This window comes from Hymenobacter gelipurpurascens, from assembly GCF_900187375.1.
GTDB lineage: Bacteria > Bacteroidota > Bacteroidia > Cytophagales > Hymenobacteraceae > Hymenobacter > Hymenobacter gelipurpurascens.
In genome coordinates, this window is the sequence record NZ_FYEW01000001.1 from 1,182,501 (window position 1) to 1,194,865 (window position 12,365).

Consider the following 12,365-nt stretch of genomic DNA (forward strand, 5'->3'; position numbering starts at 1 on the left):
GCGTGGCCTAGCAACAAGAAGGGCGCATTCTCCGCGGAGAATGCGCCCTTCTTGTTGCTAGGCCAGTTTCAACTACGGACGGCCGCCGCTGGTTCCCTGGGCGGGCGTAGCGCCGGCGCCATTGCCACCGTCGCCGCCGTCTTTCAGGTCGTCGTTGTTAACGGAGCGCTTACGCTTGGGCTGTGTCATGCTCATCTTACCGATGCGGTAGCTCATGTTGAAGCGGAAACCAATGCGGCGCACCACGTTCACGCTGCTCTGGTCGAGCGTGTAGGAGCTGATTTCGCTGCGGATCTTGTTGGTGGGCGTAAAGAAGTTATCGGCGCCGAAGCCGAAGCTGCCCTTCTTCTCCGCGAAGTCTTTCTTAAAGCCCAGGCTGTACACCCCGAAACCGCCCTGATAGCCCTGCAGCTGCACCTGACGGCCCCGGTAGAAGCTAAAGAACTGCAGACCCCATCCTTTCGTGAAGGTATAGCCGCCCATTAAGCGGCCACTGACCACTAGGCCTTCGTTCTTAGCCGCAAAACGAACATCGCTCAGGCCGTTATTCAGCATGGCGTAATAGATATCCGTGCCGCCGCCAACGGTGAGCTTGTTGTTGAGGTTGACGTTAGCGAAGATGCTGCCGCCATACGCGTTTTCCTCCCCGATGTTCCGATACGTGGTGGTAATGGTATCACCGCTTACCGTCCGGAAAGGCTGAATGGAGCCGGTGGTGTTGCGCGCGAAGGCCGTGAAGTTGAGCGAGGTTTGCTTGATGAAGGTGTTGTAGCCCAGCTCGTAGTTGTTGGTGTATTCGGGCTGCAGTTCTGGGTTACCCTGCGTGGCGTTCAGCGGGTTGGGCGCTTGACGGTTGGGGTTCAGGAATTGCAGTGATGGGCGCTGAATCCGGCGGTTATAGGCCGCTTTCAGCGTGTTGCCGTTGGTGAGCTTGCGCGACAGGTTCACGCTCGGCACCAGCACGCCGTACGATGGAATCGACACATTATCCGCGTTCTGGAACTTGGCGTCGATGGTCGTGTACTCGTAGCGTGCCCCGGCTTTCAGGGTGTAGCTTTTCAGGAAGCCCAGCGTGTAGGCCGCGTAGCCTGCCGCCACATTCTGGTTATAAGTGAACACGTTGGAATTGCCCACCTGATTGTCGATCTGCCCATTACGCAAGGAAACATAGTTGCTGTTCACCTCGCGCATGATGTCCTTGGCGCCAAACTCCAGTAGCTGGGTTTTGCTCAAGGGCGTCTGATAATCAGCTTGCACCGTGATTTCCTGGTTGTAGCTGTCGTTCTCATTGCGCAGCTGGCTGCCCGCCTGCAACCCTTCCCGAATGTCGTTGGTGAAGTCGTTCGTGCGGTTGTTGCGGCTGAACTGGCCTAGCAGGCTGAGCTCGCGCTGGGGCGTCTCGAAGGTGCGCGTGTAGTTCAGGGTAGCGTCGAGGGTGTTGGAGCGGTCCAGCACCGTCACGTCACGTAGGCTGTTGATGACGCTGCCATCGGTGCGCACGGTGTTGGCGCGTAGGCCATCCTGGTAGCTGTTGCCATTGCGCACACCCAGCTGCACCGAGGCCGAGAGGAAGTTGTACTTGTTGATATCGTAATCCCAGCCCAGCGTGTAGCGCCCAAACAGGTTTTCGTTGCGCGTATCGGCGCTCTGCGTAGTGGTGCTGAGCAGGTTCCGGTTGAGGTCGTAGGTGCGCTGGTTGTTGGTGAAGCTGCCTGGCGTATTGTATTGCGCCCGGCCGCCGCCACCCAGCGAGAAGCCCATTTTGCCGGTACGGTAGGCCGCGTTCAGGCCGAGGTCGGCGCTGCGTAGGCCACCGCTTCCGCGGGCATCCAGCGTGAAGCCCTGCAGGTTGTTCTGCTTGGTGACAATGTTGATGATACCGCCCGAGCCTTCCGCGTCGTACTTCGCCGAGGGCGAGGTAATAACTTCCACGGACTTAATCTGATCCGCCGGAATCTGCTTTAGCGCATCGGCAATGCTACCCGCCGAGATGGTGCTAGGCCGGTTGTTGATGAGTACCCGAATATTGGAGCTACCGCGCAGGCTCACGTTGCCATCCAGGTCAACGGAGAGCGAGGGAACACGCTTGAGCACGTCAGTAGCGTCGCCGCCGCGGGTGGTTTCGTCCTTCTCGGCGTTATAGACGGTGCGGTCCACCTTCTCCTCAATCAGGCTGCGCTGGCCTTCTACCTTCACTTCGCCCAGCGCCTGCGCCGTCGATTCCAGCGAAATAGCCCCGAGCGCTACCGTGTTGCCATCTTCCGTGATGACCACGCCCGGCTTCTCCACCAGCTTGTAGCCAATGAAGGTTACCTGCACGGTATAAGTACCGGCGGGCACGCGCGGAATGCTGAATTTACCGTTATCGTCGGCGGCGGTGCCATCCACGGGCTTGCCGGTGGTGGGGTTGAGCAGGGCAATGGTGGCGTAGGGCACCGGTTGTTTCGTACCGGCATCCACGATGGTGCCTGTTACGCGGCCACTACCCGATTGCGGCGCGGGCGCCTGGCCTTGTGGCGCACCGCCACCTGGCCTACCAGCCCCGGCGGGCCGCTCGCCCGTGGGCATTTGGGCCAAAACGGCATGCCCGCCGCTTGTGAGAAGAATAAGAAGGAAAAGCTTTTTCATGTAGTAAGAGGGGAATACCAGCATCCGGTAAGCCGGTTATCAATTATTGTTTTGGCTTGCTTCACGAAACTACCTACCCGACTTCCGCCCGAAAAATGAACCCGACCAACCGGCCGATTCCTGCGGCAGAAGCCCGATAATGTCCGCGCGAATGCCGGGCAACCGGAGCCACAGACGCAACTTTGTGGCTGGGGTGGCACGCGGGCCCGAATATTTCTGGAAATACTGTGAGCACTATGCAAACGGCCACTCCGTAACCGGAGTGGCCGTCAGTTGTTTATTGCACTATACTCTAAGCCTTTATACCTAGCAGCATCAGCATGAATGCAAACTGCCGCGCGGTATCGGCGATAGACTTAAACCGACCCGAGGCACCACCGTGGCCCGCTTCCATATCGGTGTGCAGGAGCAGCAGATTGTGGTCGGTTTTGAGGGTGCGCAACTTGGCGACCCACTTGGCCGGCTCGAAATATTGCACCTGCGAGTCGTGTAGGCCAGTGGTGACGAGCATGTTGGGGTAGGCCTGGGCCTTCACCTGGTCGTAGGGCGAGTACGAGAGCATGTACTCGTAGTACTCCTGCTGGTTGGGGTTGCCCCACTCGTCGTACTCGCCGGTTGTCAGCGGAATGGTGTCGTCGAGCATGGTAGTAACCACGTCCACGAAAGGCACGGCCGCCAGCACGCCTTTGTAGTACTCGGGGTGCAGATTCACCACAGCACCCATCAATAGGCCACCTGCTGAGCCGCCCAGCGCAAACAGCTTGTCGGGAGAGGTGTACTGCTGCTCAATCAGGAAGCGGGAGCAGTCGGTGAAGTCGGTGAAGGTGTTTAGCTTTTTGAGCTTCTTGCCGTCCTCGTACCACTGCCGGCCCAGCTCCTGCCCGCCCCGAATGTGGCAGATAACGTAGGCGAAACCCCGATCCAGCAAGCTCAGGCGGGCCGAGCTGAATGTTGCATCTATGGAGTAGCCATACGAGCCGTAGGCGTATTGCAGCAGCGGCGCGCTGCCATCTTTCCGGAAGCCTTTTTTGTAGACGATGGACATGGGAATCTGGGTGCCATCGAGGGCCGGGGCGTAGAGCCGCTCCGTCACGTACTCCTCCTTCCGGAAGCCGCCCAACACCGCTTGTTCCTTCAGTAACTCCTTGGTCCGAGCCACCATATCGTAGTCGAAAGTGGACGTGGGCGTGGTGAGCGAGGAGTAGCCATAGCGCAGCACCGTGGTTTCAAACTCGGGGTTGATGCTGATGGCGGCGGTGTAGGTTGGCTCGCCGAAGTTGAGGTAGTGCTCTTGGCTATCCTGCCACCGAATCACGCGCAGCTGCAGCAGGCCTTCCTTCCGCTCGCCTAGCACTAGGTACTCCCGGAACAGCTCCATGTTCTCCAGAAACACGTTTTCGCGGTGCGCAATTACCGTTTGCCACGCGGCGCGAGCCGTGTTGGTCACGGGCGTTTTCAGCAGCTGGAAGTTAGGCGCGCCGGCATTGGAGAGGATGTAGAAGTGGTCCTCAAAGTGCTCAATTTCATAGAGGTGGTCGTCTTCGCGGGGCGAAAACACCTGGGGCTCCTCCGTAGGCCTGTCCGCGTCCAGAAACCGAGTTTCCAACGACATGGTGCTGCTCATCTGCAACACAATGTATTGGCGCGACTTGGTGCGGCCTACGCCGCTGTAGAAGGTGTTGTCCTGCTCCTCGTACACCAGCACGTCCTGGGCCGGATCGGTGCCGAGCGTGTGGCGGTACACCTGAAACGGGAGGAGCGTTTCCACATCCTTTTTGGTGTAGAACACCGTCTGGTTGTCGGCAGCCCAAACGGCCTCGCCGCTGGTGTTTTCTATTGCTTCGGGGTAGAGCTGGCCGGTTTGCAGGTTGCGGAAGCGCAGCGTGTAGAGGCGGCGGCTCACGGTATCGGTGCTGTAGGCCAGTAGCCGGTTGTCGTCGCTGACCTCAAAGTCACCGATATCGAAGTACGACTCGTCCTTGCCCATCTCGTTGGCGTTGAGCAGCACTTCTTCGGGGGCGCTCAGGCTGCCTTGCTTACGGCAATAAATCGGGTACTCACCGCCTTCCTCGTAGCGCGTGTAATAGTAGTAGCCGTTGTCGCGGTACGGCACCGACTCGTCCTGCTCCTTGATGCGACCCTTTATCTCCTGAAACAGCTTTTCCTGCAAGCCTTTGGCCTGGGCCATCTGTTCCTCAAAGTAGGCATTTTCAGCGTTGAGGTAATCGAGTACTTCCTGGTTTTCAGGCTCATTGAGCCAGTAGTAATTATCGGTGCGCGTACCGAATGGCGAGGTAAGCGCTTTGGGCTTGATGGCCGCTACAGGAGGTTGAGACATGATGTATAACAAGTGTGGACTGGCCTAGAAGCTTCAAAAGGCTAAGCAAGCCCGAATGGTTTTAAAGCCGTCATCCTGAGCATTCCGCGCATGAAGCGACGGAAAACTCAGGATGACGATGATTGTACTACGGAGTGGCCTAGAGAGCCGCTAGGCTTTGCTCCAGCGCCGTAATTTTCGACTCAGCATCAGCCAGCTTCTGCCGCTCACGCTCTACGAGGTCGGCTTTGGCATTGGCCACGAACTTCTCGTTGGCCAGCTTCTTCAGCACGGAGTCGCGGAAACCTTGGGCGTATTCCAGCTCCTTAGAGAGACGCTCCTTCTCGGCGCCCAGGTCGATCTGACCTTCCAGCGGCACGAAGAACTCCGCACCACCCGAGACGAAGCCGACGGAGGCAGCCGGAGCCGCTTCCACCACACTGATTTCCGTGAGGGAAGCCAGCTTGCGGATGATGGCGTCGTTGGCCAATAGCAACTCCGCGTCGTCGGTTTTGGCGGCCAGCGTCAGGGGTTTGTTGGGACCTAGGCCTTTCTGGTTGCGGATGTTCCGTACGCCGGCCACAATATCCAGCGCCTTTTCCATGCGAGCCAGCAGCTCGGGGGCACCAGCTACGGGCTGCTGCTTAGGCCAGGCGGCCACGCACACGTAGTCCTTGGGGCCGCGCTCCGCCAGCTCATGCCAGATTTCCTCCGTGATGAAGGGCATGAACGGGTGCAGCAGCTTCAGGAGCGTTTCCAGGAAGCCGGTGGTAAGGCGCAGTGTTTCGGGGTCGATGGGAGCCTGATACGCGGGCTTGATCATCTCCAGATACACCGAGCAGAAGTCGTCCCACACCAGCTTGTACACCGTCATCAGGGCGTCGCTCATCCGGAACTTCTCGAAGTGCTCATCCATCTCAGCCAGCGAGGCTTGCAGCTTGGCCGAGAACCACTCCACCGCTTTTTCATTGGCGAAGGGCAGCGCGGCATCTACTTCCCAGCCCTGCGTGAGACGGAAGGCATTCCAGAGCTTATTGCAGAAGTTACGGCCCTGCTCCACCAACTTTTCATCATACAGCAAGTCGTTGCCAGCCGGTGCCGAGAACAGCATACCCGTCCGGACGCCATCGGCCCCGAACTGCTTGATGAGGTCCAGCGGGTCGGGCGAGTTGCCGAGCTGCTTGCTCATCTTGCGGCCCTGGGCATCGCGCACAATGCCGGTGAGGTACACGTTGCGGAACGGAATCTCCTTTCGGAACTCCAGGCCGGCCATAATCATGCGCGCCACCCAGAAGAACAGGATATCCGGACCCGTTACCAAGTCGTTGGTAGGATAGAAATAGTTGATGTCGGCGTTATCGGGGTCCTTAAACCCATCGAACACTGAAATCGGCCACAGCCACGACGAGAACCACGTATCTAGTACGTCCTCATCCTGGCGTAGATCAGAGAGCTGCAGCTCGGCATTGCCGCTCTGCTCGCGGGCCCGCTCCAGCGCCTCAGCGGGCGTGAGGGCCACCACGTAAGTGCCATCAGGCAGGTAGTAGGCCGGAATCTGCTGGCCCCACCAGAGCTGCCGCGAGATGCACCAGTCGTGCACGTTCTCCATCCACACGCGGTAGGTGTTCTTGAACTTGGCCGGGTGCAGCTTGATGGTATCGTTTTCTACTACTTCCAGCGCCGGCTTGGCGAGGTGCTCCATTTTCAGGAACCACTGCATGCTGAGGCGCGGCTCAATAACGGCCTTGGTACGCTCCGAGGTCTGAACGATGCTGGCGTACTCCTCCACCTTCACCAGGTGGCCGGCTTCTTCCAGATCCTTTACAATGTTGCGGCGCGCGGCAAAGCGGTCCTGGCCTACGTAAAGCACCGCCTTTTCATTCAGCGAGCCATCGTTGTTCAGGATGTCTATAACCGGCAGGCTGTGCTTTACACCCAGCTCGTAGTCGTTCAGGTCGTGGGCGGGCGTCACTTTCAGGGCACCCGTACCGAAGTCGATGCTCACGTACTCGTCCAGAATCACCGGAATCTCGCGGCCCAACAGCGGAATGCGCACTTTCGCGCCGTGCAGGTGGGTATAGCGCGGGTCGTTGGGGTTCACGGCCACGGCCACGTCGGCCATAATGGTTTCCGGGCGCGAGGTAGCCACGGTCAGGAACTGACCGTCCTGGCCTACTACTTCATAACGTAAGTAGTACATCTTGGCCATCACGTCCTTCGGAATTACTTCCTCGTCGCTTACAGCTGTCTGGCCCAATGGGTCCCAGTTCACCATCCGGATGCCGCGGTAAATCAGGCCTTTCTGATGCAGATCCACGAATACGCGCAGTACCGCCTCGGTGAGTTCGGGCTCCATCGTGAAGCGCGTCCGGTCCCAGTCGCAGGAGGCGCCTAGTTGCTTAAGCTGCTCCAGAATGATGCCGCCGTACTTCTCTTTCCAGGCAAAGGCGTGGCCTAGGAACTCCTCGCGGGTGAGGTCCTTCTTCTCGATTCCCTGCTCCTTCAGCAAGGCCACAACCTTAGCTTCGGTGGCAATGGAGGCGTGGTCGGTGCCGGGCACCCAGCACGCTTCCTTGCCCTGCATGCGCGCCCGGCGCACCAGCACATCCTGAATGGTATTGTTCAGCATGTGGCCCATGTGCAGCACGCCCGTCACGTTGGGCGGCGGAATCACGACCGAATACGGCTGCTTGCGGGGGTTTGCTTTGGCTTTGAAGAAGCCCTGCTCCTGCCAGCGCTGATACCATTTGGCTTCAACGTCGGCGGGGGTATAGGTTTTGGCGATAGACATCGTCGGAGGGAATCAGTTCAGAATAGGGGCAAAAGTAGGCATTTCGGGCGGGGCGGGAAATGCTGCGGCTTTCGGCCAGGGAAGTGGCCTAGCTGAACGCCTCCTGAGAGGTTTGCGGCCTGCGGGTCAGCCTGGGCCGGATAGGCGGCACGCTGCTATCAATACGGGCCTTAAAATGATTCTGGAGCACCTGACAACCTGTATGGCAGCTCCTTGCCAACCCAACTTCTTCATTGATGCATCATATTTCCCGTGGTACTTAGCTGACACGAAAACTAAACCGTATAAGGCCGCAGACTCAGCAAGGCCCTACGCAAGCCGCTAGGCCACCTACAGGAGCATCAATTTTGTATTTACCCATTTCAAGCTCTATATCCTTTCCTAGATGAGCAAGTCTAAAACACCCTCCACCCCAACCAACGCTAAGCTCGACGAGTTGGCGCAGAACCGCGAAGACAGCACCGGCCAGCTGCTAACCACCAATCAGGGCCTACGCGTCAACGACGACCAGAATTCCCTGAAAGCCGGCGAGCGGGGGCCAACGCTACTAGAAGACTTTATTCTCCGCGAAAAAATCACCCACTTCGACCATGAGCGGATTCCGGAGCGCGTGGTGCATGCCCGCGGCGTGGCGGCCCACGGCTATTTCGAGGCCTACGATACCGGCTCCCAGTATTCCAAAGCCGATTTCCTGAAGGCCGGTACCCGCACACCGGTATTCACGCGCTTTTCTACCGTGGCGGGTTCGCGCGGCTCCAGCGACCTGGCCCGCGACGTGCGCGGCTTTGCCGTGAAATTCTATACCCAACAGGGGGTATTTGATCTGGTGGGCAATAACATGCCGGTATTCTTTATTCAGGATGCCATCAAGTTCCCGGATTTCGTGCATGCCGTGAAGCCGGAGCCGCACAACGAGATTCCGCAGGCGGCCTCGGCCCACAATACCTTTTGGGACTTCGTTTCCATCAATCCAGAGGCTACGCACATGGTGCTGTGGGCTATGTCGGATAGGGCTATTCCGCGCAGCTTGCGCATGATGGAGGGCTTTGGGGTGCACACCTTCCGGCTGATTGATGCGGCCGGGAAAGCCCGTTTCGTAAAATTCCATTGGAAACCGAAGCTCGGCACCCACTCCGTGGTGTGGGATGAGGCCCTGCAGATTTCCGGCAAAGACCCCGACTTCCATCGCCGCGACCTGTGGAATGCCATTGAGGACGGCGCCTACCCCGAGTGGGAATTGGGCGTACAGATTGTGGAGGAGGAAGATGAAATGAAGTTCGATTTCGACCTGCTGGACGCTACCAAGCTGATTCCGGAGGAACTGGTGCCCGTAACCATACTCGGTAAAATGGTGCTCGACCGCAACCCCGATAACTACTTCGCCGAAACCGAGCAGGTCGCCTTCCACCTGGGCCACGTGGTACCGGGCATCGACTTCAGCAACGACCCGCTGCTCCAGGGCCGGCTGTTTTCCTATACCGATACGCAGCTCAAGCGCCTGGGCGGCCCGAATTTCCACGAAATTCCGATTAACCGCTCCCTCTCTCCCATCCACAACGGGCAGCGCGATGGCCACATGCGCCAGCAGATCAACGTAGGCCAGACCAGCTACAGCCCTAATCTGGTCAACGATAATTCGCCCCGCCAGGCCAAGCAATCAGAAGGCGGGTTTGCCAGCTACCAGGAGCGCGTGGATGGCAACAAGGTGCGCGCCCGCAGCCAGAGCTTCAAAGACCACTACAGCCAGGCCCGCTTGTTCTGGAACAGCCAGAGCGCCCCGGAGAAGGCCCACATTGTGAAAGCCCTGCGCTTTGAGCTGGGCAAAGTGGAGCTGGAATCTATCCGGGAGCGGATGCTGGTGCAGCTAAGCCAGGTAGATGATTCGCTGGCTTCCCGCGTGGCCGAAGGCCTAGGCCTGTCGGTGCCCTCAGCGAAAGGCGTTCAGCTGAATCTGGCCGTTCCCGCCGATGCCGATCCGGCCACGTACCAATCGGTACCGGTGAAGGACAAACAAGCGTCTTCGCCTGCTCTGAGCATCGCCGTCGATAGCCCCATTAATGCCGGCAAAACCAGCATTGCCACCCGCCAGGTAGCTATTCTGGCGGCCGATGGTGTAGACGGTGCCGCCATTGCCAGCCTGAAAAAAGCGCTGGAAGCGGCAGGTGCCAAAGCGAAGCTGGTGGCCCCGCGCCTAGGCCAGTTGCGGCCAGCCAACGGTGACACCCTGACCATCGATTTCAGCCTGCAAACCACGGCTTCTGTGATGTTCGATGCGGTATTTGTGCCCGGTGGCGAGAAGAGCGTGCAAACCCTACGCCAACAGCCCGACGCGGTGCATTTCATCAATGAGGCCTACAAGCACTGCAAACCTATTGCCGCCTCAGGAGCGGGCGTTGAGCTGCTGAAAGCCGCTGCGTATGCCGGCGCCGAAGACATCCTGACCGGCGACGGAGTACTACTAAGCAAAGACGGTGAAGCTGCCCCTATCGATTCCTTTCTGAAAGCCATGGCCCAACACCGCTTCTGGAGCCGCGAGATGAAAGCCGAGCCGAAAGTCTAGGCCAGCACTGAGCGGCCTGAATCCCACATTATGCCGGGCAGAGTTGCAGTAGCCGGTGTGCAGCGTTTGGGCAATAGCCCGGCGCCAGCACCCGAGGTATTGCAGCTCCGTCCGGCATGATGCGTTAGTGGCATAGAGCCCGGTGAAGCGGGGCCGCGAAAAAAACAGTAAAGCACAACGCTAGAATTTCCCGTTTACCGTATGAGTAGCACAGCATTTGCTTTAATGTAGTTTTAATCTACACCCCAATCGGATTTCCTCATGCGTTTACGTATTGTTCTCTTTCTTTTTGCGCTGCTGACAGCGGCCGGAGCCCATGCCCAATCAACGGCAGCTACCTGGAACTCCGACCTGACCGCCGCGCTGCAGCAGGCCAAAGCCACCAACAAGCCCATACTGGCCGTTTTTTCGGGCTCCGATTGGTGCAAGCCCTGCATCATGCTCAAGCAGGAAGTATTTGACAAGTCCGAGTTTGAGCAGTTTGCCAAGGATAAGTTTGTGCTGACGCGCTTCGACTTTCCGCGCAGCAAAAAGAACAAGCTGCCGGCCAACCAAACCAAAATCAATGAGCAGGCCGCCGCTCAGTTCAATAAGGAAGGCTCTTTCCCACTGGTTGTCCTGATTTCGCCAGAGGGCAAAGTGCTGGCCAAAACCGGCTACCGCCCCGGCGGCGTAGCTGCCTACGACGCCCACCTCACGCAATTGCTGGCTAAAAAATAAGCCTTGTGCCTTACCTGCTGAACTGGCCTTGCGCGCTGCGCTCAAAGGCCCTTCTGTTGCTTACTACTGGCCTACTAGCAGGTAGCACTGTGGCCGCAGCCCAAACCAAACCCGCTCCGGCCAAGCCGCGCAACTTCACCCGTTCGGCCCACCTGATGGGCTCCCATTTTACCTTCACGGCCGTTTCCAGTGATGATTCGCTGGCGTGGCGCGCTATTCGGGCGGGCATCCGGGAGGCCAGCCGCATCGACCGGCTGTGCTCCTACTGGGACTCTACTTCGCAAATTACGCAGGTAAACCGCGCGGCTGGCCTACGCCCCGTGGTGGTAGATCAGGAAGTGTACGACCTGATTGCACGCACGCTCAAACTCTCCGAGCTCAGCGGCGGCGCCTTTGACATCACCTTCGCCGGGGGCGAGAAGATCTATAAGTTCGACCGTCAGGAGCATGCCGCTTTACCGGCACCGGAAGTGGTGAAAGCCTCGGTGGCGCGCATCAGCTACAAAAAGGTACTCCTCGACCCTGCCCAACACTCTGTGATGCTCCAGGACAAAGGCATGCGCATGAACCTGGCCGGCATTCTGCAGGGCTACGGCGTGCGGCGCGCCCAGGCCCTGATGAAGCAGATGGGCATCCGGGGCGGCCTCATCAACGGTTCCGGCGACGTATCGTGCTGGGGTAAGCAGGCGGATGGCTCCGGCTGGCGCATCGCCATCGGCGACCCGGCTTTTCCGCAGTCGGTGTCGTCGTGGCTGACGGTGTCGGACATGGCTGTCGTCACGGCCGGCAACTACGAGCAGTATTTCACGGTGAAGGGCCAGTACTACGGCCACATCATCAACCCCCACACCGGCTACCCTGCTATTGGCCTACGCTCCGTCACTATCATCTGCCCCGATGTCGAGCTGGCCGATGGCCTCGATGAAGTGGTATTTGTGCTGGGTCCCGAAGAAGGCCTGGCGTTTATCAACCGTCTCAAAGGCGTGGACTGTACGCTCATCACCAACGATGGCCGCACGCTAGCTTCTAAAGGCATGCAGGTCAATTATTACCATAACGCTGGCGCGCCTACTTCGGCCGCTACATCTGCTCCCAAACCATGACCTATTCTACCCTGACCCGACTGGCCCTGAGTGGCCTAGTGCTACTCAGTGGCAGTGGCCTTACTGGCTGCGTATCGGTAGCGGCCTACCAGAAAGTGTACCTCAACGACGAGGACATGAAGCTGGCCAATAAGCGCATTGAGGTGTACGAAACCAACTTTGAAAGCTACCGCGAAGGCGCTGGCGGCGCCAACGGCGGCAAAGTAGGCGGCGGCTGCGGCTGCAATTAATCTTCTACCTCCCTGA

7 protein-coding genes are annotated in these 12,365 nt (G+C 58.7%); 4 read left to right on the forward strand and 3 right to left on the reverse strand.

All coding sequences use genetic code 11. The features are described from left to right. Nucleotides 1-72 precede the first annotated feature (72 nt). From CFT68_RS05010 to CFT68_RS05020, 3 genes are all read right to left on the reverse strand, one after another. Nucleotides 73-2,628: a TonB-dependent receptor domain-containing protein gene (locus tag CFT68_RS05010; RefSeq protein WP_088843678.1), complete on the reverse strand. Its 2,556-nt coding sequence runs from the start codon at nucleotides 2,626-2,628 to the stop codon at nucleotides 73-75. A gap of 292 nt (nucleotides 2,629-2,920) precedes the next feature. Beyond that, nucleotides 2,921-4,966, reverse strand: a complete 2,046-nt coding sequence (locus CFT68_RS05015) for a S9 family peptidase (protein ID WP_088842305.1) — start codon at nucleotides 4,964-4,966, stop codon at nucleotides 2,921-2,923. 139 nt (nucleotides 4,967-5,105) lie between these two features. Beyond that, a complete protein-coding gene (locus CFT68_RS05020) occupies nucleotides 5,106-7,736 on the reverse strand; it encodes a valine--tRNA ligase (protein ID WP_088842306.1) in 2,631 nt (876 codons plus the stop codon). 385 nt (nucleotides 7,737-8,121) lie between these two features. On the opposite strand from CFT68_RS05020, the gene katE reads away from it, so the two are divergent. The 4 genes from katE (at nucleotide 8,122) to CFT68_RS05040 (ending at nucleotide 12,349) form a co-directional block, all read left to right on the forward strand. After that, nucleotides 8,122-10,296, forward strand: a complete 2,175-nt coding sequence (katE, locus tag CFT68_RS05025) for a catalase HPII (protein ID WP_088842307.1) — start codon at nucleotides 8,122-8,124, stop codon at nucleotides 10,294-10,296. 261 nt (nucleotides 10,297-10,557) lie between these two features. After that, a complete protein-coding gene (locus CFT68_RS05030; RefSeq protein ID WP_088842308.1) occupies nucleotides 10,558-11,016 on the forward strand; it encodes a thioredoxin family protein in 459 nt (152 codons plus the stop codon). Nucleotides 11,017-11,021: 5 nt separating this feature from the next. Further along, nucleotides 11,022-12,119 (forward strand): FAD:protein FMN transferase, encoded by a 1,098-nt coding sequence (locus CFT68_RS05035; protein WP_088842309.1) that lies wholly within the window; start codon nucleotides 11,022-11,024, stop codon nucleotides 12,117-12,119. Continuing rightward, nucleotides 12,116-12,349 (forward strand): DUF4266 domain-containing protein, encoded by a 234-nt coding sequence (locus CFT68_RS05040; RefSeq protein WP_088842310.1) that lies wholly within the window; start codon nucleotides 12,116-12,118, stop codon nucleotides 12,347-12,349. Before CFT68_RS05035 ends, CFT68_RS05040 begins: the two co-directional genes overlap by 4 nt. The last annotated feature ends 16 nt before the right edge of the window (nucleotides 12,350-12,365 follow it).